Annotated in this window: 19 protein-coding genes; 18 read left to right on the top strand and 1 reads right to left on the bottom strand. The window is 60.0% G+C overall.

The window, feature by feature from the left end; translation table 11 throughout:
* The first annotated feature begins 5 nt into the window (after nt 1–5).
* The 18 genes from gmk to whiA all read left to right on the top strand — a co-directional run bounded on the left by gmk (nt 6) and on the right by whiA (nt 18,810).
* Nucleotides 6–575, top strand: coding sequence for a guanylate kinase (gmk, locus tag CORTU0001_RS06790; RefSeq protein ID WP_005328458.1), 570 nt, complete (start codon nt 6–8; stop codon nt 573–575).
* 40 nt (nt 576–615) lie between these two features.
* The gene (gene rpoZ / locus CORTU0001_RS06785; protein WP_005324891.1) at nt 616–918 is read left to right on the top strand and encodes a DNA-directed RNA polymerase subunit omega; all 303 of its coding nucleotides are present in this window, start codon (nt 616–618) and stop codon (nt 916–918) included.
* A gap of 129 nt (nt 919–1,047) precedes the next feature.
* On the top strand, nt 1,048–2,295 hold the full coding sequence (gene coaBC, locus CORTU0001_RS06780) for a bifunctional phosphopantothenoylcysteine decarboxylase/phosphopantothenate--cysteine ligase CoaBC (protein WP_005328455.1): 1,248 nt from the start codon (nt 1,048–1,050) through the stop codon (nt 2,293–2,295).
* A gap of 109 nt (nt 2,296–2,404) precedes the next feature.
* Nucleotides 2,405–3,637, top strand: coding sequence for a methionine adenosyltransferase (metK, locus tag CORTU0001_RS06775; protein ID WP_005328454.1), 1,233 nt, complete (start codon nt 2,405–2,407; stop codon nt 3,635–3,637).
* A gap of 11 nt (nt 3,638–3,648) precedes the next feature.
* Nucleotides 3,649–5,688, top strand: coding sequence for a primosomal protein N' (locus CORTU0001_RS06770; RefSeq protein ID WP_005328452.1), 2,040 nt, complete (start codon nt 3,649–3,651; stop codon nt 5,686–5,688).
* 99 nt (nt 5,689–5,787) lie between these two features.
* Nucleotides 5,788–6,300 (top strand): peptide deformylase, encoded by a 513-nt coding sequence (def, locus tag CORTU0001_RS06765; protein WP_005328451.1) that lies wholly within the window; start codon nt 5,788–5,790, stop codon nt 6,298–6,300.
* A 76-nt stretch (nt 6,301–6,376) separates the two neighbouring features.
* Entirely contained in the window at nt 6,377–7,324 is a 948-nt protein-coding gene (fmt, locus tag CORTU0001_RS06760) for a methionyl-tRNA formyltransferase (protein WP_005328449.1), read from the top strand.
* A complete protein-coding gene (locus CORTU0001_RS06755; RefSeq protein WP_005328447.1) occupies nt 7,321–8,871 on the top strand; it encodes an RsmB/NOP family class I SAM-dependent RNA methyltransferase in 1,551 nt (516 codons plus the stop codon). Before fmt ends, CORTU0001_RS06755 begins: the two co-directional genes overlap by 4 nt.
* A 19-nt stretch (nt 8,872–8,890) precedes the next feature.
* The gene (gene rpe, locus CORTU0001_RS06750; RefSeq protein ID WP_005324881.1) at nt 8,891–9,559 is read left to right on the top strand and encodes a ribulose-phosphate 3-epimerase; all 669 of its coding nucleotides are present in this window, start codon (nt 8,891–8,893) and stop codon (nt 9,557–9,559) included.
* The gene (ribD, locus tag CORTU0001_RS06745; protein WP_005328444.1) at nt 9,559–10,581 is read left to right on the top strand and encodes a bifunctional diaminohydroxyphosphoribosylaminopyrimidine deaminase/5-amino-6-(5-phosphoribosylamino)uracil reductase RibD; all 1,023 of its coding nucleotides are present in this window, start codon (nt 9,559–9,561) and stop codon (nt 10,579–10,581) included. The genes rpe and ribD overlap by 1 nt, the downstream gene beginning before the upstream one ends.
* Nucleotides 10,582–10,616: 35 nt before the next feature.
* Nucleotides 10,617–11,231 (top strand): riboflavin synthase, encoded by a 615-nt coding sequence (locus tag CORTU0001_RS06740; protein ID WP_005328435.1) that lies wholly within the window; start codon nt 10,617–10,619, stop codon nt 11,229–11,231.
* Nucleotides 11,232–11,242: 11 nt separating this feature from the next.
* The gene (locus CORTU0001_RS06735; protein WP_005328433.1) at nt 11,243–12,505 is read left to right on the top strand and encodes a bifunctional 3,4-dihydroxy-2-butanone-4-phosphate synthase/GTP cyclohydrolase II; all 1,263 of its coding nucleotides are present in this window, start codon (nt 11,243–11,245) and stop codon (nt 12,503–12,505) included.
* Nucleotides 12,506–12,534: 29 nt separating this feature from the next.
* On the top strand, nt 12,535–13,014 hold the full coding sequence (gene ribH / locus CORTU0001_RS06730) for a 6,7-dimethyl-8-ribityllumazine synthase (protein ID WP_005328431.1): 480 nt from the start codon (nt 12,535–12,537) through the stop codon (nt 13,012–13,014).
* 75 nt (nt 13,015–13,089) lie between these two features.
* Entirely contained in the window at nt 13,090–13,638 is a 549-nt protein-coding gene (locus CORTU0001_RS06725) for a PH domain-containing protein (protein ID WP_005328429.1), read from the top strand.
* 3 nt (nt 13,639–13,641) lie between these two features.
* Nucleotides 13,642–15,717, top strand: coding sequence for an excinuclease ABC subunit UvrC (gene uvrC, locus CORTU0001_RS06720; RefSeq protein WP_005328428.1), 2,076 nt, complete (start codon nt 13,642–13,644; stop codon nt 15,715–15,717).
* 40 nt (nt 15,718–15,757) lie between these two features.
* Nucleotides 15,758–16,639, top strand: coding sequence for an RNase adapter RapZ (rapZ, locus tag CORTU0001_RS06715; protein ID WP_034668409.1), 882 nt, complete (start codon nt 15,758–15,760; stop codon nt 16,637–16,639).
* A 23-nt stretch (nt 16,640–16,662) separates the two neighbouring features.
* Nucleotides 16,663–17,646 (top strand): gluconeogenesis factor YvcK family protein, encoded by a 984-nt coding sequence (locus tag CORTU0001_RS06710; protein WP_005324869.1) that lies wholly within the window; start codon nt 16,663–16,665, stop codon nt 17,644–17,646.
* Nucleotides 17,647–17,820: 174 nt separating this feature from the next.
* Nucleotides 17,821–18,810, top strand: coding sequence for a DNA-binding protein WhiA (gene whiA, locus CORTU0001_RS06705; RefSeq protein ID WP_005324866.1), 990 nt, complete (start codon nt 17,821–17,823; stop codon nt 18,808–18,810).
* Between the two features lie 131 nt (nt 18,811–18,941).
* Here whiA and CORTU0001_RS06700 read toward each other — a convergent pair whose 3' ends face one another.
* Complete coding sequence (locus CORTU0001_RS06700; RefSeq protein WP_005328423.1) at nt 18,942–20,588, bottom strand: L-lactate permease; 1,647 nt, start codon at nt 20,586–20,588, stop codon at nt 18,942–18,944.
* Nucleotides 20,589–20,881: the final 293 nt, after the last annotated feature.

The following is a 20,881-nucleotide window of genomic DNA, read 5'->3' as shown; positions in this document are numbered from 1 at the left end:
CAACCATGGCTGACGCAACTGCACGCGGGCGCCTCGTCGTATTGGCGGGGCCTTCCGCAGTGGGAAAATCCACCGTAGTTTCGCGTCTGCGCAGTGACGTCGAGGGGCTGTACTTCAGCGTGTCTATGACCACGCGCCAGCCCCGCCCCGGGGAGCAGGACGGTGTCGACTACTTCTTCGTCACCCCAGAAGCCTTCCAGCAGCGAATCGATGCCGGGGAGATGCTCGAATGGGCTGATATCCACGGCGGATTGCAGCGCTCTGGAACGCCCGCCCAGCCGGTAGAGGAAGCTTTGGCCGCTGGCCGCCCAGTACTTGTTGAGGTTGACCTCGCGGGTGCTCGGAGTGTTAAGAAAGCGCTGCCGGAGGCAGACCTGGTCTTTTTGGCACCCCCGTCATGGGAGGTACTTGTGGAGCGGCTCACCGGCCGCGGTACCGAGCCACAAGACGTCATTGACCGTAGGTTGCAAACTGCGCATGAGGAACTAGCCGCACAGGACGAGTTCGATCACGTCGTTGTGAACGAGGATTTGGACGAGGCAGTAGCTGCCATTAGTGATATCCTGCGGGCATAGACCTCCTTTTTGACCATCTTCAATCAATGTAAAGGTGCATGTGACTAACGTGACCACCCCTTCTAACACTGAAGCCGCAAAGGCGGAGCCAGTATTTGATGATCCGATCGGCATTACTGATCCCCCGATCGATGAGCTTTTGGATAAGGTTTCCTCTAAGTACGCTTTGGTCATCTTTGCCGCTAAGCGCGCACGCCAGATCAATAGCTACTACCAAGAGCAGGATGAAGGTGTCTTCGAGTTCGTAGGCCCGCTGGTTACCCCAGAGCCAGGCGAAAAGCCTTTGTCCATCGCATTGCGCGAGATTGATGCTGGCTTGCTTGACCACGAGGAAGGCAAGTAGCTAGCACTAAGCGTGTAATAGCTTTAAGGCTCCACGCGCCGCCACAGACGTGTATCCCCGGTTTGGGGTGCACCTCTTGGTCGCGGCGGGTGGAGCCTTTCTCTATGTCGGCAGGTACCATCGTGCGGTGTGACTGATAAAGATACCTCTCGCAATATTGTTCTGGGCGTCGCTGGCGGCATCGCCGCCTACAAGGCGTGCCACCTTGTGCGCAATCTCAGGGAAGCGGGCGATGATGTCCGCGTTGTCCCCACGGAAAGTGCACTGAACTTCGTGGGCGCGGCTACGTTTGAGGCTCTATCCGGCCATCCAGTCTCCACGAGTGTGTTTGAGGCCGTGGATGAGGTACAGCACGTCAACGTAGGGCAGCATGCGGATGCAGTGGTCATTGCGCCCGCCACCGCAGACCTTATCGCGCGGTTGGCTGCAGGCCGAGCCGACGATTTGCTCACAGCCACCGTATTGGTCGCGACGTGCCCGGTTATTGTGGCCCCGGCCATGCACACTGAGATGTGGCATAACCCCGCTACGCAGGACAACGTGGCTACTTTGCGACGTCGCGGTATCACCGTCATCGAGCCCGCCCATGGCCGCCTAACCGGCAAAGATTCTGGCCCGGGTCGTTTGCCGGAGCCGGAACAGATTGCGGAGATTGTCCGTACTGAACTGGCGGGCTACCGAGTGCAACACACCTGGCAGGGCAAGAAGGTCGTCATATCAGCCGGCGGCACCCAGGAAGAGCTGGATCCGGTCCGCTACTTGGGTAATCGTTCTTCCGGCAGGCAGGGATTTGCACTCGCGGAATGGGCCGCCCAGATGGGGTCCAAGGTCACCCTCGTGGCGGGTAATACAGCACAACTTCCTGTGCCGAGCGGCGCGAAGCTCCGGCACATTGTCTCCACCCGTGAGTTGGAGGACGCCATGCGCGAGGAGTCCCGCGATGCGGATGTGGTGATCATGGCCGCTGCAGTCTCTGACTTCCGTCCCGCGCAGGTTGCCGAATCAAAGATGAAGAAGGGACAGGCAGACGATGCACTCTCGACGCTCCATCTGGTGGAAAACCCGGATGTGCTCAAAGGGCTCGTCGCTGCGCGCGAGCGCTCGGAAATTCCTGCCGAGTGCGTGATTGTAGGGTTCGCCGCCGAAACTGGCGATGCCCAGAAGTCCGCCTTGGACTATGCCCAGGAAAAGTTTGCGCGTAAGGGCTGCGACGTGCTCATGGCCAATGAGGTCGGGCGAGGAAAAACCTTTGGTCAAAAGTCCAATGAAGGGTGGATTTTGCGTCCGGATTGCGCGCCACAACGCGTGGAGCATGGCTCGAAGCAGGTTGTTGCCGCTCAGATTCTTTTGGCTGTGAATGAAATGTTTCAGGTGTAGACAACTAAAATTGCATTTATAGACCGCTTGGTCTAGGATTGCGAGGTATTAGGCTTGGGCGTAGAAAACCCACAGCATCGAATCAACAGTGAGAACAAAGGAAGTTTTTGTGACTGATAACGCTGCAGTGGCAACTCGTCTTTTTACCAGCGAGTCCGTGACAGAAGGCCATCCCGATAAGATTTGTGACGCCATTTCTGACGCCATCCTTGATGCCCTGCTTGAAAAGGATCCAGCATCCCGCGTGGCCGTTGAGACGTTGGTAACCACCGGCCAGGTCCACGTGGTGGGCGAGGTTCGCACCGAGGCATACGTGGAAATCCCGGCGCTGGTGCGCGATACCCTTAAGTCCATCGGCTTTACTTCTTCGGAAGTCGGCTTTGATGGCAACACCTGTGGCGTGAATATCGCCATTGGCGAGCAGTCCCAGGAAATTGGCGCCGGAGTGGACAACTCCACTGAAGCCCGCGCCCATGACGAGGACTATGACGCCGAAAACGATACCGCTGGCGCAGGCGACCAGGGTCTGATGTTCGGCTATGCCTCTAATGAGACCGCTGAGTACATGCCACTGCCCATCGCTTTGGCGCATCGCCTGTCCCGCCGCCTGACGCAGGTACGCAAGGAAAGCATCGTCGATCACCTCCGTCCGGATGGCAAGACCCAGGTGACCTTTGCCTACACCGATGACAATGAGCCGTCCCACCTGGATACCGTGGTGATTTCCACGCAGCACGATGCCGAGGTCGATAGCGCTTGGTTGGAAGGCCCCTTGCGCAGTGAGGTCCTTGAATGGGTTATCAAGGACGCCGGCTTGGAGAAGTACTACACCGAAGACACGACCTTGTTGGTCAACCCTTCCGGTTCCTTCATCCTTGGCGGTCCGATGGGAGATGCCGGTCTTACCGGCCGGAAGATCATCGTCGATACCTACGGCGGCATGGCTCGCCACGGCGGCGGCGCGTTCTCTGGCAAGGACCCGAGCAAGGTGGACCGTTCCGCTGCTTATGCCATGCGCTGGGTGGCTAAGAATATCGTCGCCGCGGGCTTGGCAGATCGCGCTGAAGTCCAGGTGGCTTATGCAATCGGCCGCGCAAAGCCGGTGGGTCTGTACGTGGAGACCTTCGGTACTGCCAAGGAAGGCCTGAGCGATGCGAATATCCAGGCTGCGGTAAATCAGGTATTTGACCTGCGCCCGGCCGCTATCATTCGCGAGCTCGATCTGTTGCGCCCCATCTATGCGCAAACTGCGGCCTACGGTCACTTTGGACGGACCGACGTTGAGCTGCCGTGGGAGCAGTTGAACCGAGTGGAAGCATTGCGTGCTGCCGCTGGTCTGTAGAATCGAGGCCTATGCCTAAGAAAACACCCGCCACCCGGAAGCCGGTTGCGCGGGTGTTGCCTCTTTTAGGCGTCGCGCACCTAGACCGGGGATTTGATTACCTCGTACAAGAGGCAGATTCGGAGGACGCCCAACCGGGGATTAAGGTGCGCATCCGCTTCAATGGGCGCTTGGTGGACGCGATTGTTTTAGAACGCCGGCATGACTCCGAATTTGGCGGCAACCTGCGCTTTATCGAGCGCATTATCTCACCCTTCCAGGTTTATCCGCCGCAGCTGGCCCGGCTTGTCGACGCCCTGGCAGACCGCTACGGCGGCGTGCGCTCGGACATTATCCGCTCTGCTATCCCGCCGCGGCACGCCAAGGCGGAGGAATCCGATTTAGAGACCCCGTGGGAGGAGCTCGGCACCACGAGCGAGCCCGACCTATCAGGCTGGTCGGCCTATCAACATGGCGAGGCTTTCGTCGATTCGATTCTGGCCGGCAAGCTCGCCCGTGCCGCTTGGCAAATCGCCCCGGGCGATGATTGGGCACATGCGCTCGCTGCCCTCGCTGCCAAAGTGGCGCTTGGCGGTGGCGGAGTTCTCCTCGTCGCCCCGGACCAAAAGAGCGTCGATGCTGTAGAGGCCGCGCTGCGCCAGGTACTTGGGGCAAAGCAGATAACGGTGCTGACTAATAGCATGGGCCCGCAGGCGCGCTATCGCCGCTATCTCTCTGCACTAGTGGGCCAAGCGCGCGTGGTCATTGGCACCAGGTCCGCTGCCTTTGCCCCGGTCAAAGACCTGCAGCTGGCGGTGATCCTTGATGATGGCAATGATAATTTGGTCGACAACCTCAAGCCCTATGTTCACGCGAGGGAAGTGCTCACCACCCGCTCAGCCTTCGAAGGCTGCAGCATGGTTTTGGCCAACCACTCGCGGACGGCGGAGACACAGCTCCTCGTGGAATCCGGATGGGCGCACGATGTGGTGGCCAAAGAGCAAACCATAACGGCGCGTTGCCCGGCTATCGAGGCGGTCGGGTCCTTTGGGCTATCGATCGCCCGCGACCTGCGGGGCGGCACCACAAAAGTGCAAGCACAGGCCTTCCAAGCCGCCCACCAGGCGCTGGATAGGGGAGAGCCGGTGCTGGTGCAGGTACCGCGCAAGGGGTATGCACCCATTTTGGCCTGTGGCCAGTGCCGAGCGCCGGCTCGCTGCCGGCATTGCAATGGGCCATTGGGGCTGCCGCCCAAGGGGGCGTCGGCAAGCGCGGGCTCGGAAGAAGCAGGAATGCCTACGTGCCGCTGGTGCGGCCGAATCGAGGCACGGCATCGGTGCACCGAATGCGGGTCTCCGCGCCTGCGGGCCATCGTGTTGGGCTCGGAGCGCACTGCGGAAGAAATGGGCCGGGCCTTTCCCAATACGCGGGTGGTGGTCTCGGGCGGAAACAAGGTGCTCGATGCGGTGGACAATGCGCCGGCGCTGGTGATTGCCACCCCTGGTGCGGAACCGAAAGTAAAAGATGGTGCCTATGGCGCGGCGTTGCTCTTGGATGCCGGGGCATTGCTCAACCGGCAAGACCTGCGTGCCACGGAGGATACCCTAGCGAAGTGGGCGCAGGCGGCTACCTTGGTGCAGCCGCATTTCAAGGGTGGTCGAGTAATCCTGGCCGCCGATGAGTCGCTCACCGTAGTCCAGCATTTCCTGCGTTGGGATATGGTGGGCGCGGCCGCGGCAGAGCTTGCTGCCCGGCGCGAAGTGCGCTTCCCACCCGCGGTGCATTTTGCTGCCATCGACGGTGCGGATGCATCCCTAGATGGCTTTGCCGAGCTTGTGGATCTTCCAGACCACGCGGAGGTCTTGGGCCCAGTTCCCCTTCCACCGGGGCAGAGCCTGCCTGGTGACTACGATAGCCAGCGCTTTGGCCCACCGCAGCGACTGGTCGTGCGCACCCCGCTGGGGCCGCGTTCCCAATTGGGGCGGGCATTGCGCAGCGCCAACGCCGCGCGCAGCGCCCGCAAGGATGACCTGCCTTTGCGCATCGTGGTTGACCCCATCCACGTGGGTTAGCCATATCGGGACCATAGGTGCTCATGCGCTAGTCTCGACGGAGGAAGCCGCCACCGCCGGCCGGCTTGGTCTCGGTGCCATGAGAAAGGTGTGATTGCCATGTCCCTTCGAGAGCTGCGTATCTACGGCGACCCAGTCTTGGGTAGCCGCGCGGAGGAAATTAGTAAATTTGATGCCGGTCTGCGTGCTTTGGCGAGCGATATGCTCGAGACCATGGATAACGCCGGAGGAGTAGGGCTAGCGGCTAATCAGGTGGGGATTTTGAAGCGCATCTTTGTCTATGACTGCTCGCATACCCAATCTGGGCTGCGCGGGGCGATTGTTAACCCGGTCTGGACTCCGGTGGGAGAGCAGCAGCAAACAGGCCCGGAAGGATGCCTATCCATTCCGGGAATTAGCGCGGAAACCACGCGGTTCAACCAGGTTTTTGTGTCTGGCCAGGATATTGAGGGGCGCCCTGTGTCCATGGTGGCCTCAGGACTGATGGCTCGGTGCATCCAGCATGAGACCGACCACCTCGATGGGGTGCTCTTCCTACAACGCCTAGAGGCGCCAGTGCGCAAGGAGGCCATGCGCGCCATCCGTGAATCCGAGTGGTTTAACGCCTCGTAGCCCACTCGCTGTGGCGGCAGCGTTGCGGCGTTGTAGCCTAGTATTTTGAACGATATTAAGAGGAGAGTTTCCCCGCATGCGGATTATTTTTGCCGGTACCCCTGAGCCAGCCGTTGTAGCCTTGGAAAAGCTGCTTGCCTCGTCGCACGAGGTGGTGGCGGTAATCACTCGCCCAGACGCGAAGAAGGGCCGCGGCCGCACTCTTCACCCGAGCCCAGTGAAGGCGCTCGCCCAAGAACATGGCATTGAAGTATTGACCCCAACCACCCTGCGCCCTGACTCGGAGGATGGGCAGGCGCTGCGCGCCCGCTTAAAGGAATTGCAGCCTGAGGCGATTCCGGTGGTGGCCTACGGCAATCTGGTGACTAAGGACCTGCTGGAACTACCACAGCATGGCTGGGTAAACCTGCACTTTTCCTTGCTTCCGGCATGGCGCGGCGCGGCCCCGGTGCAGGCTGCCATTGCCGCAGGCGATGACGTGACCGGCGCATCAACCTTCCGCATTGAGGAGGGCCTTGATACCGGCCCGGTGCTCGGCACCGTGACGGAGGAGATTAAAGGAACCGATACTGCCGATGACCTGTTGACGCGCCTTGCCTATTCCGGCGGCGATCTGCTCGTGGCCACCATGGATGGCCTAGCGGCGGGACAGCTGGAGGCGCAGCCGCAGCAGGGGGAGGCTACCTATGCACCGAAAATCTCTACCGCGCAGGCACGCGTGGAGTGGGCCCAACCGGACTTTGCCATCGATCGGCATATTCGCGCACACACGCCTGGGCCGGGTGCATGGACCATGTGGGACGAGGCCCGCGTGAAGATTGGACCGGTCAGCCGCATAGAAGAGGCGGCGGTTCCACAGGAACTAGAACCAGGGCAGCTGCACATTGCCAAGAAAGCCGTATTCATCGGTACCGGTTCGCAGCCAGTCCAGCTGGGTAAAATCCAGCCTCCGGGAAAGAAGATGATGAATGCGGCCGATTGGGCCCGCGGACTAGGCAAGGATGCCGAGGTGAAGTTTCAATGAGTGGTGGTTTCCGTTCCCGCAGCAAGTCCGGGGATAAGTCCCCGGCGGGCAAGCCGCAGGACTCCCACAAATCCACTGGTGCGAAGGGCCGCGGTGGCCGCCCGCAACGGCAGCAGCGTGGCGGCCGCGGTGGGCAGCATAGGGGCCGGCAGGCTGCTAAGGGCCAGCGTCCCGGCAAGCGCCAGGAAGGCGGTCTGATTCAGGCCGCGCTGGCCGCGGGCGTGGATGCGCCGCGTTCGGTCGCCTTCGACGTGGTGCGCAGGGTAAGCGATGATGATGCCTTCGCTAACCTCATTTTGCCCAAGGCACTGCGCAAGCAAAAGCTCAAGGGGCGCGACGCCGCCTTCGCCACCGAAATCACCTATGGCACGCTGCGCACCCTTGGCGTAGTTGATGCCGTCATCGCGGAGTGCTCTTCGCGCGGCCTCGAGGCCATTTCCCCCGCCGTGGTTGATGCCTTGCGCCTGGGCACTTATCAGGTTCTTTATACCCGCGTGGAGCCACACGCGGCGGTTGATACCACCGTTCGTTTGGTAGAAGCCGCCGGTGAAGTCAAGGCCAAAGGCTTTGCCAATGGCATCATGCGCACCATTACGCGGACGCCGGCCAAGGCTTGGCTGGACAAGCTCGCTCCACAGGGGGAAATCGCCGGCATCGCCTTTAAGCATGCCCACCCCACCTGGATTGCGGAATCGTTTAGCCGCGTGTTGGGCCTTGGGGAGTTGGAGACTGCCCTGGCGGCGGATTCGGATCGACCTTCGGTGCATCTGGTGGCTCGCCCAGGGGAAATCTCGGCCGAGGAATTGGCCCTGATGACCGGCAATGAGGAGGGGCGTTATTCCCCTTATGCGGTGTACATGGAATCCGGTGACCCCGGCCAATTGGAACCCGTGCGCCAAGGATTGGCGGCCGTGCAGGACGAGGGTTCGCAGCTGATTGCCCGCGCGGTATGCGAGGCGCCCCTCGAGGGCGAGGACACCGGCCGGTGGCTGGATCTCTGCGCCGGTCCCGGCGGAAAGGCGGCCTTGATGGGGGCGCTTGCCCGCATCGACTCCGCGCATGTTGATGCAGTGGAGGTATCTCCGCACCGAGCGGCGCTGATTGAAAAGACGGTGAGCGACTTGCCCGTAGACGTTCGTGTGGCAGATGGCCGAAATCCCGGCGTGGGAGAGGGCTTTGACCGCGTGCTTGTCGACGCCCCTTGTTCCGGCCTTGGCGCGCTCCGTCGCCGCCCAGAGGCGCGGTGGCGCAAGTCGGAGGCCGATATTGCTGAGCTCAACCAGCTGCAATTCGAGCTCTTGTCTTCCGCATTAAACCTGGTGCGTCCAGGTGGTGTGGTTATCTACTCCACGTGTTCGCCAGATCTGCGCGAAACCCGGGGCATCGTTGACCGCGCCGTGCGCGAACTCGGCGCCGAAGAACTCGATGCACATGCTCTCATTCCTGATATGGGCGATGTGGGCCATGAGAAATCCGTGCAGATGTGGCCGCATCGGCACGGTACCGACGCCATGTTCTTTGCGGCGCTTCGCCGCGCAGCCGACTAATCGCGATAGACTGGTGGGCATGTCCGCACCGATCATTTCCCCTTCCATCCTGGCTGCCGATTTTTCTCGCTTGGGCGAGGAACTAGCGGCGATTGATACCGCAGACTGGGTCCATGTGGACATTATGGATGGGCACTTTGTGCCCAACCTGTCCTTCGGCCCAGATATCACGGCCACGGTCCATCGCAGCACCGATAAGCCACTAGATGTCCACCTCATGATCGAGGAACCCGAAAAGTGGGTGGAGACCTATGCCAAGGCGGGCGCACATACGATTATCTTCCACGTGGAGGCCGTCGCCGATGACCAGGCGGCAGTGGACTTGGCCCAGCGCATCCGCGATTTGGGCGTGCGTGCGGCCTTTTCCATCAAGCCAGGCACCGCCATCGAACCGTGGTTAGATAAGCTGCACCATTTCGATGAGGTGCTCGTGATGTCTGTGGAGCCTGGCTTCGGTGGGCAAAAGTTCATGCCGGAGATGCTGGAGAAGGTCCGTAAGTTGCGCCGCAGCATTGATGATCAGGGCCTTGATACCGTCATCGAGATCGATGGCGGTATTTCACCCGAGACCATCGGGGCAGCCGCCGAGGCGGGCTGCGACGCTTTCGTGGCAGGCTCAGCCGTATTCAAGTCGGACGATCCCGCCGGCGTCGTGAAGCAGCTGCGTGATCTGGCGGCTGGTGCCTAATGGGCGCGGGGCTACAAGACAGCAACATCTCCGCAGCGCTATTGCGCGCAATGGCCGCGGGTGCTGAGGTCCGCGGAACCACGAGCCCTAATCCACCGGTAGGCGCGGTCATCGTGTCCCCAGCCGGGGAAATTGTGGGCGTCGGCGCCACCCAGCCCGTAGGAGGTGCGCATGCCGAGGTCATGGCGTTGCGTGAGGCCGGAGATAAGGCGCGCGGGGCCACGGCCGTGGTCACCTTGGAACCCTGCGCGCACACCGGCCGCACGGGTCCCTGTGCGCAGGCGCTTATCGATGCCGGCGTGGCTCGCGTGTACTACCTCCACGCCGATCCCACCCCGCAGGCTGCGGGTGGAGCAGAAGTACTGGCGGGGGCTGGAGTGGACGTCGCCAAGCTAGAAAAGCCCCCGCACGCCGAGGATGCTTTGGTGCCATGGCTATTCGCCGTGCGCACCCAACGGCCCCACGTCACCTTGAAGTTCGCGCAAACGCTGGACGGTTTTACGGCCGCGGCCGATGGAACCAGCCAATGGATTACGGGCGAGGCAGCGCGTGACTGGGTGCATGCCGATAGGGCGCACCGCGATGCCATCGTGGTAGGTACCGGTACGGCGCTGGCTGATAATCCCTCGCTCACCGCGCGCTTGAGCGACGGCAGCTTGCGCGCGCACCAGCCCCGCCGGGTGGTCATTGGCAAGCGTGATTTGGAATCGGCGGGCGATGCAGCAAGCCACCTGCGCGAGTTGGGGTACGAGCAGTACGACAGCATCGAAGAAGCTCTCTACGAACTCTACGCCACCGGTGCCCGCGACGTCCTCGTGGAAGGAGGCGCAGGCCTGGCCAGCAGCTTTCTCAAGGCTGACTTGGTGGATGCCATCTCCGCCTATATTGCGCCACTTTTGCTGGGCGAAGGTCGCGGCGTGCTCGCGCACCCCGTGACCCAGACGCTGGCAGAAGCCACCCGTTTCCGCCGGGTGGGAATGAAGGCGCTGGGTGATGACGTTCTTATTGAATACGTGCGCTAGGCGCTGGACAAAGCAGTGAGCGAGAAAGGTTGGACGTGTTTACTGGGCTAGTACAAGAGTTGGGCACCGTGGAGGCAATGGAACCGCATGCAGACGCGCTGCGTTTGAGCATTCGTGCCCCGCGTACCGTTGCGGAGGCCGCACTGGGTGATTCCATTGCCATTAACGGCGTATGCCTTACCGTGGCGGATCTGTCGGCCGATACTTTTTGTGCGGATGTGATGCAGGAGTCCCTTGACCGCACCGCCCTGGGGCGCCTTGCCGAGGGCGATCCGGTCAATGTCGAACCGGCGCTGCTTCCCACCACCCGGCTGGGCGGGCACATTATGCAAGGCCACGTGGACGGCACCGCTACGCTGCAGAGCCGAACTAACTCCGAGAACTGGGATGTGCTGCGGTTTAGCTTGCCGTCGGAGCTTTCCCGATACGTCGTGGAAAAGGGCTCCATTGCTGTGAGCGGCACCTCGCTGACTGTGAGCGCCGTGGGCCCAGACTGGTTCGAGGTATCCCTTATCCCCACCACTTTGCGCGATACTATTCATGGCGCCTTGCCGGTGGGAGGAGAGGTAAATCTCGAGGTGGATGTGCTGGCCAAGTATGTAGAAAAGATGCTTCACCCCGAAGCTCAACCCCTTGAGGCTAAGGACTAGACTGCTACCTTATGAGCGCGAGTGATAATTCCATCCGTCTAGATTCCATCGACCAGGCCATCGCGGATATCGCCGCTGGTAAGCCGGTTGTTGTCATCGATGATGAGGATCGCGAAAATGAAGGCGATCTGATTTTCGCCGCGGAGCTAGCCACCCCGGAACTCGTAGCCTTCATGGTGCGCTATTCCTCTGGATATATCTGCGCACCCTTATTGCCAGACGATTGCAACCGCCTGAACCTTCCGCCGATGCTGGCGGTCAACCAGGATGTGCGCGGCACCGCCTATACGGTGACCGTGGACGCAGCAACGGGCAGTACCGGTATTTCTGCGACTTCGCGCGCAGAAACCATCCGGCGTCTGGCAGACCCAAACACCACGCCCGGCGAATTCACCCGGCCAGGTCACGTGGTGCCGCTGTGCGCCCGCCCAGGTGGCGTTCTGGAGCGCGACGGCCATACTGAGGCTTCCATTGATCTGGCCCGTTTGGCGGGCCTGCGCCCGGCCGGTGTGCTGTGCGAGATCGTCTCCGAGGATGACCCCACGGATATGGCACGCTCGCCAGAGTTGCGCCGCTTTGCCGATACACATGGGCTCTCCATGATCTCTATCGCGCAGCTCATCGAGTGGCGCCGCCATAATGAAACGCAGGTCACCCGCCAGGTTGCCACTGAGCTACCCACCGAATATGGTCACTTCACCGCCATCGGTTACCGCCATGAGGTAGACGGGCAGGAGCACGTTGCGCTGGTCGCTGGGGATCCCGCCCAACTGCGCGGCGCACGCGACGTTATGGTGCGCGTCCATTCCGAATGCCTAACCGGTGATGCCTTTAGCTCACGGCGCTGCGATTGCGGGCCCCAACTGCATGAATCCATGCGCCTTATCAGCCAGGAAGGCCGCGGCGTGGTCATCTACCTGCGTGGTCAGGAAGGACGCGGCATCGGGCTTTTGCATAAGTTGGAGGCGTACCGCCTGCAGGATTCGGGCATGGACACCGTCGATGCCAACCTAGAGCAGGGACTGCCCGAGGACGCCCGCGAGTATTCCGTGGCCGGGCAGATCCTTCGCGATCTCGGCATCGAATCCGCAAACCTTTTGACCAATAATCCGCATAAGGGCGAAGGTCTGAGCGGCTTTGGTGTGGATGCCAGCCACCACACGCCGCTGGCCACCCCAGCACACGCGGATAATATTGAATACTTGCGTACTAAGCGCGACCGCATGGGACACGACCTTCCGCAGGTTGCCCAGTGGGACGCCGAACATAAATAAATCTTTGACGTGCGATTGAAAGGATAGCGATGAGTAAAGAAGGCCTGCCTGATATTGCCCAGGTAGATGGCAGTAGACTGCGCGTTGCCGTGGTTACTGCTACGTGGAACGCAGAAATCTGCGACCAGCTCCATGCCCAGGCGGTGCAGACTGCAACCGATAATGGGGCCGAGGTTGACGAATACCGAGTGGTAGGTGCGCTGGAACTTGGCGTTGTGGTCCAAGCAGCAGCCCGTGCCTACGATGCCGTGGTGGCGCTAGGCTGCGTTATCCGTGGCGGCACCCCGCACTTTGATTACGTATGCGACTCTGTCACCCAGGCGCTGACTCGCATCTCGCTCGATGAATCCACCCCGGTTGCTAACGGTGTGCTGACAGTCAACGACCAGCAGCAAGCCATCGACCGTGCCGGTTTTGCAGATTCGGTAGAAAACAAGGGCGCCGAAGCTATGATTGCAGCTTTAGATACCGCGCTGCAGTTGCGTACACTAAACGCAGCACAGAAGTAACCGCTAGCAATGCGTCAGCGCCCGATGCTTGACCACTAAGGTGGCCGGCGGGGCGCGCCCCAAAGGAGTATGCACATGAACGAGGCGCAGGCCCCAAAGAATCCGCAGCACAGCCGCCAGCTTAGCGACGCCGAAGTATTGGCCTATACCAGTGCCGATCCCTTCGCCCAGACCACGTCTAAGCCATGGGAGTTTACGGCAACCTCGCCTTTCCTCCGCAAGGTGGCTATCGCCTGGGTGATCCTCGTTATGGCCATCCATATCTTCATGGGAATCACCTTGGATGTGTCCTTTACCGGTGCGCACGTGACTACCATCGATAAATTCGCCTTCCCTGGCGTTGGTGTTCTGATTTCCGTTCTGTCCTGGATCGCTCTTAACCGTCCACGCTTGCGCGCCAATGAGGATGGGGTAGAGGTCCGCAATATCGTGGGCACGCGCTTTTATCCGTGGCAGGTGGTCTACGGACTTTCCTTCCCCGTAGGCCAGCGTATGGCACGCCTTGAGCTGCCCGAATTCGAATTCGTCCCCGTCTGGGCGTTGCAATCTGGCGATAAGGACACCGTCATCGACAACGTCCGCCGCTTCCGCGACGTGGAAGCCAAGTACATGCCTCAGGATTAACAATTGGCTGACCCCACCACCTACCGCCCGGCTCCTGGTACCATCCCCACCGACCCGGGCGTCTATAAGTTCCGCGATGAAAACCGCCGCGTTATCTACGTGGGCAAAGCCAAGAACCTGCGCGCTCGGCTGTCCAACTATTTTCAGGACATCACGCAACTGCACCCACGCACGCGCCAAATGGTGCTTACCGCCAACTCGGTGGAGTGGACGGTAGTTGCCAGCGAGGTGGAAGCCTTGCAGTTGGAGTACACGTGGATCAAGCGCTTTGATCCGCACTTCAACGTCATGTACCGCGACGATAAGACCTATCCTATGCTCGCGGTTTCGGTCGGGGAGACGGTCCCTCGCGCCTTCTTCTACCGCGGCCCGCGGCGCAAAGGAGTGCGCTATTTCGGACCCTACTCTCATGCCTGGGCCGTGCGGGAAAGCTTGGACCTGCTTACCCGCGTCTTTCCCATGCGCACCTGCTCGAAGGGCGTTTATAACCGGCATGAGCGGCTCGGGCGTCCGTGCCTATTGGGCTATATCGGCAAATGCGATGCACCCTGCATTGGCCGAGTAAGCAAAGAAGACCACCGCGAGACGGTCAACGATCTCGTGTCCTTCATGAATGGCAACACCGGTTCAGTGCGCCGCAAACTCACCCAGGACATGGAGCAGGCCGCCGAGAACCTAGAGTTCGAACGCGCTGCGCGCCTGCGCGATGACTTGGGCGCTATTGACAAGATCATGGAACAGCAAGCCGTGGTCTTTACAGACGGCACGGATGCTGATCTCATTGCTTTTAACTCGGATGAACTTGAGGCAGCGGTACAGATTTTCCACGTTCGCGATGGGCGCATTCGCGGTCAGCGCGGTTGGGTAGTCGAACGCGCCGGCGATCAGGCGAGTTCAGAGCCCTTGGAAGAGGGGCAGCCTGATCCCGCGCTGCCCGCGTTGGTACAAAATTTCCTCATCCAGTTCTATTCCGATGCGGTAGAGCGCGAGAAACAAGAGGCGCGGGAAGATGCTGCGCTCGCCGCGGACGTGAAGCGGCGCGGGGTGGACCAAGAATCGCACATGAAATCCCGCCGCGTGCAGGTTATTCCACGCCAGATTTTGGTTCAGGCCCTGCCGGATGAACCGGAGCAGGTCGTCGCGCTGCTGGAGGAGCTGCGCGGCGCCCAAGTAGACCTGCGCGTTCCTCAGCGCGGCGATAAAAAACAGCTTATGGCCACGGTGGAGAAAAACGCCAAGGAGCAATTGCGCCAACATAAGCTCAAGCGGGTAGGAGACCTCACCGCACGCTCGGCGGCCTTGCAGGATATTCAAGAAGCCCTAGGCATGGAACAAGCCCCATTACGCATCGAATGTACCGATATCTCGCACATTCAAGGCACAGATGTGGTTGCTTCTCTAGTGGTCTTTGAAGATGGTTTGCCCAAGAAGTCGGACTATAGGCGCTACCGCATTAAGGAGGCGGCTGGCGATGGCCGGTCGGATGACGTCGGTTCTATCGCAGAGATCACGCGCCGTCGGTTTAAGCGCCATAAGCAAGATAAGCTCGCCCATCCCGATGAGGAAGTAGAAGAGTCTTCCTTTGCAGAGGAGAAGGTGGCGGAAGAATCTGCCGAAGCGGGTCGTCGCTTTGCGTACCCGCCGCAGCTTTTCATCGTGGATGGCGGCGCGCCCCAGGTGGCCGCGGCTCAAGAGGTATTTGATGAGTTAGGCATCGTGGATGTGACCCTAGTGGGCCTGGCCAAGCGCCTCGAGGAAATCTGGGTTCCCGGCGATGATGAGCCGGTGATTTTGCCGCGCAACTCGCAAGCGCTCTTCCTCCTGCAGCAAATTCGTGATGAAGCCCACCGCTTCGCTATTACTTACCATCGGCAGCAGCGCTCTAAGCGGATGCGTTCCTCGGTTCTCGATTCCGTGCCGGGATTGGGGCCGCAACGGCGCACCGATCTGGTCAAGCATTTCGGTTCGGTGAAAAAGCTCAAGGCCGCCACTGTGGAAGAGATCTGTGAGGTCAACGGTTTTGGTCCAAAACTGGCCCAGACCGTCTACGAGAGTTTGCATGATTCTGCGGGCAACTAAGTGGAATTCTCCTAGAGGCAGCGAATCCTAAAGCGCTAGAATGTTGGGCATGACGCATTTCGAAACTCCACCCATTTTGATAACCGGCATGTCCGGCGGCGGGTTGAGTTCCGCTGCCAAAGTGTTTGAGGACAAGGGCTACTACGTGGCCCACAATATTCCGCCTCGCGCCATTGTTGACCTGCTCAAGCTGTGCAACCAAGAGGAAACTCCGGTGGGCAAGGTAGCAGCCGTAACGGATGTGCGCTCGCGCATGTTCCCAGGGTCTCTGTTGGAGATTATGGATGAGCTTACGGAACTAAATATGAAGCCCACCGTGCTCTTTTTGGATGCTCGCGATGATGTACTCATCCGCCGGTTCGATTCGGTGCGGCGCACCCACCCCTTGCAGGAGGGGGACACGCTCAAAGTAGGAATCCAACGCGAGCGCCAGGCAGTGGCAGAAGTGCGTTCCCATGCGGATATCATTATCGATACGACCAACCTATCCATTCATGATCTCCGCCGTGCCATTGAGGCCGCCTTTGGTGAGATGCAAAATGCAAAGCAGCATGTCACCGTGGAATCCTTTGGATTTAAGAATGGCTCGCCCCGCGATGCTGACTTAGTAGTAGACGTGCGGTTCCTGCCCAACCCCTATTGGGTTCCAGAACTGCGCGGATACCGCGGTACGGATGAACCAGTTGCCCACTATGTGCTCTCGCAGCCAGCGGCGCAGGAATTCGTAGACAATTTCTTGCAGATGTTTTCCACCATGCTGGATGGCTACCGCCATGAGGGTAAGAACTTCATCACGCTTGGCGTCGGTTGCACGGGCGGTCACCACCGGTCCGTTGCCGTCGCAGAGGCTATTGCGGCGCGCCTGCGGGACAATGACACCTTAGACGTCAGCACCTTACATAGGGATATCGCTCGAGGTTAGAGCACAGGAGTTTTAACGCTTTTATGACCAATCCTTCACACATGGTCTGCCTTGGCGGCGGCCATGGACTTTATCAAACCCTTCTGTCCGCACGCTTTAGCGAGGCGGCCGATATTTCTGCCATTGTTACGGTCGCGGATGATGGCGGCTCCTCTGGCCGTTTGCGCCGCGAGCTGGAAATCATCCCACCGGGTGACCTGCGCATGGCGCTGGCTGCCTTGGCTAATAGTGACCCAGTGGGGGACTTGTGGGCGCGAACTTTGCAACACCGTTTCGGTGGCAATGGCGCGATGGCAGGACATGCGGTGGGCAATCTGATGATTGCGGGATTGACGGATGTGCTCGGCGATTATCAAGCTGCCCTGGATACCATCGCAGAACTTACCAATTCCCAGGGGCGGGTATTCCCAGTAGTCAACCAGGCCCTAGAGATTGAAGCGGACGTAGCCGGGCTTGACGACGACCCCCGTGTCATGCGCCAAGTCCGCGGCCAGGTTGCCGTCGCTTCCACGCCGGGCCAGGTGCGGCGCGTGCGCATCGTGCCCGAACAGCCCAGCGCGAATCCGGATGCGCTCGATGCCATCCAGCGCGCGGATCTCATCACCATCGGTCCAGGCTCGTGGTTTAGTTCGGTATTGCCACATACTCTCGTGCCGGAGGTAGTGGATGCGATTTCTGCTTCCGATGCGCTGCGCGTTGTTGTTTTGAACCTTTCGGCCGAGCCCGGTGAGACTAATGGTTTCTCCGCGGAGCGCCACTTGCATGTGCTCGCTCAACACGCCCCCGATCTGCGGATTGACCGCATTTTGGTGGACGAGGCGGCTTTACCCACCGATAGTGAGCGCGTCTATATTCAGCGCGCCGCGCAGTCCCTAGGCGCTCGCGCTACCTTCGCGGATGTGAGCCAAGTTGATGCCAATGGTCGCAGCATCAATAAGCATGACCCTGAAAAGCTGTCTACAGCACTTCTGGACCTATATTCGGACTATCGCAGCGCTCGCGATTAGAACTGGCGCCTACTCTTCCGGCTAGCGTGCGGCCGATCGCGCTTGACCGACTGCACGTCGACTGGGCGCGCGCGGTATGATGTCAGAAATCCTTTCACCGCACTGGGCTGGGAGCGATGGCTCTGGCCGGTATGCGAACTTTGTGACTGTGAGAAAAGAAATGGGGCGAACTAGGTGACCACACCATTGACCGACCAGGTCAAAGAAGAATTGACGGCTGTCGTTGTGCCACGCCAGTCCGCTCGCGCTGCCGAACTGGCGGCGATGTTGCGCTTCGCCGGCGACCTAGATATTTCCGGCGACAGCATGTCCTATGAGCTAGAGCTAGAAAGCCACGCTATTGCACGGCGCTTCATCAACGCTCTTGATGACCTCTATGGCATCACTGCCGAAAGCCATGTCGCCGGCCCGGCAGGAACCACCAAGAAGACTCGCGTGACGGTTCGCATCTCCACCGGTGCGAAAGAGCTGACCCGTCGGCTGGGCCTTATCACCCGCTCCGGCCATGCAGTAGTGGGGCTGCCGCCGCAGGTCATCTCCGGCACCGTAGCCGATAGCGAAGCAGCATGGCGCGGAGCCTTCCTTGCCCATGGCAGCCTCACGGAGCCAGGCCGCTCTTCCGCGCTGGAAGTAACCTGCCCGTGCCAAGAGGCTGCGTTGGCACTGGTGGGCTGCGCCCGCCGCCTTGGTATCTCTGCGAAGACGAAGGAGACTCGTGGCGAAGATCGCGTCGTTGTACGCGATGGTGATGCTATCGGGGCGCTTCTTACGCGTATGGGTGCTCAGGAGACTCGAATGAGCTGGGAAAAGAAGCGCGTTAAGCGGGAGGCGCACGATACCTCGCGGCGCCTGGACAATTTTGATGACGCCAACCTTCGGCGCTCTGCTCGCGCTGCAGTTACCGCGGCAGCGCGTGTTGACCGCGCCATGGAGATCCTAGGCGATGATGTTCCTGAGCATTTGGCAGACGCGGGCCGCTTGCGAGTTCAGCACCGCGAGGCTTCGCTCGAAGAGCTAGGCCGCTTGGCCGAGCCTCCCATGACCAAGGACGCAGTAGCCGGGCGCATTCGCCGCTTGCTGTCGATGGCCGATAAACGAGCCGAAGAGCTTGATATTCCCGATACCAATCAAGCGATTACAGATGACCTCTTCAACGAATCCTGACCCTCGGAATCACCTACATTAAAAGAACTCCCCGCAGTGCGGCTACCAAAGCGGTAGGCGCAGCTGCGGGGAGATTTTTAGTGCCTTCCCGGCTAGCAGGTGCGCAACCGGCTAGCCAGAAGCGTTAAAGACTAGGGCACGAGGAATCCTAGGACGTTGGTCATCAAGAACACGATGACGCATACAAAGGCCAGGAAGGCCACGGAGTAGCCCACTACGTTCTTCAGGATGACTGATTCCTTGCCCTCCATATTGACGGCGGTAGCCGCAATTGCAAGGGACTGCGGGGAGATCATCTTGCCCACAACGCCGCCTGCGGTATTGGCCGCGAGCATGAGGTCAGGATTCACGCTGATTCGCTCTGCCGCTGCAACCTGCAGGTTGGCAAAGAGGGCATTAGCAGACGTATCGGAGCCAGTAACCGCGGTACCAATCCAGCCCAGGACTGGGGCGAAGAGCGCAAAGATGCTGCCGGCAGAAGAGACGAACTCACCAATAGCAATAGTCTGGCCGGAGTAGTTCATCGTATAGGCCAAGGCCAGCACCAGGATGATGGTAAGAGCCGAGAACTTCATGCGGCTGACTACGTCCCCAAAGGCGCTTACCGGCTGCCCAAAGCTTAGGCTGTAGCGGCCATTTTCATTGAAGTAGTGGTAGACAACCGCAACAATAATGCCCGAGAGCAGCAGGAGCGTACCTGGATTGCCAAAGACATTGAAGCTGAAGCTGGTATCCATGAGCTTGCCGTCGGCGTCGACAATCGCGTCATCAAGCAAAGGCCAGGCAAAGTGGAGCTTGAGGAATCCGAAGATGGCTGGGGCGGCGGTGGCCACGGCAAAGACCACGGTCACTACGGCGTAGGGAAGCAGCGCCATCCAGATACGGCGTCCGTTGAGGTCGGTGGTGGACTCAGCGGCAGGCAGCTCGAGACGCTCGCGCAACTCCTTGACGCCCTTCGGCTTCCATACCCGGAGGAAGGCGAAAGCACAGCCCAAAGAGACGATGCAGGCGATGACGTTGGTGAGCTGGTACGCAAAGAAAGTCGCGGTCAACCACTGAGTCAACGCGAAGGAAATGCCAATCACGGCAGCAGCCGGGGCAGTTTCCTTGACACCGCGGAAGCCATCCAAGATGAAGGCGATGAGGAATGGCACGATGGCGGCGATGAGCAGCACCTGCAAGGAGATAAGTGCTGCGATGTCGTGGGTTTGCTCGGCGCTGCGACCGGCTACCTCGCCAGCGGTGGTTACGGGGATGCCAACCGCGCCAAAAGCAACCGGAGCGGTATTAGCAATCAGAACTACTGTAGCCGCGCGCAGTGGCTTCACACCGAGGGCCATGACCATGGTCGCGGTAATGGCTACGGGGGCACCAAAACCGGCGAGGGCCTCCAACAAACCGCCAAAACAGAAGGCGATGAGGATAGCCTGGATGCGAATATCGCCGTCACCCAAAAGGTCAAAGGTCTTGCGCAGGTCCTCGAAGCGCCCGGAAGCTACGGTGATTTCATAGAACCAGATTGCAGTAATGATGACCCAGACAATGGGCAGGAGCCCGAACAGCCCGCCGCGTACGGCAGAGGACAAAGCCATATCTACCGGCATGGAGAAGCCGGCGATGGCAATAATGAGGGATACTGCCAGGGCAACGGCGCCAGAAGTATGCGCGCGTGCCTTTACGCCTAGCAGCATGATAAAGAATGCAATGAGCGGGAGAATCGCCACCAGGGCGGTAAGCCCGAGGCTGTCACCCACAGCAGAGGTATTTATTTCGAACAAGAGAAGTCCTTGATTTCTACGGTGGTCTTGCCCGTAGGAGATTACGGGCACATGAAGCATTCTCACGGTGACCAACGGTGGCGCTAGAGCAGGCAGGGTTGCCTTAAACGCTTTGTGAGCCAGTGAGTACAGAAAGCATATCGTGCGGTGGGTGTCACGGAAACAATACGGTCGTCTTATTAGGTGCCAGCAGTAATGCTGCGAAATGTCCGATCGGACAGAGGCGGGCGCAATCACTAAAGCGTGGCAGTGATATATCTCACGGTAACGCTGTAAACCCAACACAAACCCAC

This window comes from Corynebacterium tuberculostearicum SK141 (assembly GCF_000175635.1).
Lineage (GTDB): Bacteria > Actinomycetota > Actinomycetes > Mycobacteriales > Mycobacteriaceae > Corynebacterium > Corynebacterium tuberculostearicum_C.
The sequence above is the reverse complement of the archived record's forward strand: the minus strand, read 5'-3'. Positions and strand labels throughout refer to the sequence as shown.

Bases quoted from the DNA above. Each gene is read 5' to 3' on its own strand.
- CORTU0001_RS06755 (WP_005328447.1), top strand. From the start codon at position 7,321: ATGAGTGGTGGTTTCCGTTCCCGCAGCAAGTCCGGGGATAAGTCCCCG.
- CORTU0001_RS06710 (WP_005324869.1), top strand. From the start codon at position 16,663: ATGACCAATCCTTCACACATGGTCTGCCTTGGCGGCGGCCATGGACTT.
- ribH (WP_005328431.1), top strand. From the start codon at position 12,535: ATGAGTAAAGAAGGCCTGCCTGATATTGCCCAGGTAGATGGCAGTAGA.
- rapZ (WP_034668409.1), top strand. From the start codon at position 15,758: ATGTTGGGCATGACGCATTTCGAAACTCCACCCATTTTGATAACCGGC.
- CORTU0001_RS06725 (WP_005328429.1), top strand. From the start codon at position 13,090: ATGAACGAGGCGCAGGCCCCAAAGAATCCGCAGCACAGCCGCCAGCTT.
- ribD (WP_005328444.1), top strand. From the start codon at position 9,559: ATGGGCGCGGGGCTACAAGACAGCAACATCTCCGCAGCGCTATTGCGC.
- rpe (WP_005324881.1), top strand. From the start codon at position 8,891: ATGTCCGCACCGATCATTTCCCCTTCCATCCTGGCTGCCGATTTTTCT.
- CORTU0001_RS06735 (WP_005328433.1), top strand. From the start codon at position 11,243: ATGAGCGCGAGTGATAATTCCATCCGTCTAGATTCCATCGACCAGGCC.
- CORTU0001_RS06770 (WP_005328452.1), top strand. From the start codon at position 3,649: ATGCCTAAGAAAACACCCGCCACCCGGAAGCCGGTTGCGCGGGTGTTG.
- def (WP_005328451.1), top strand. From the start codon at position 5,788: ATGTCCCTTCGAGAGCTGCGTATCTACGGCGACCCAGTCTTGGGTAGC.
- gmk (WP_005328458.1), top strand. From the start codon at position 6: ATGGCTGACGCAACTGCACGCGGGCGCCTCGTCGTATTGGCGGGGCCT.
- fmt (WP_005328449.1), top strand. From the start codon at position 6,377: ATGCGGATTATTTTTGCCGGTACCCCTGAGCCAGCCGTTGTAGCCTTG.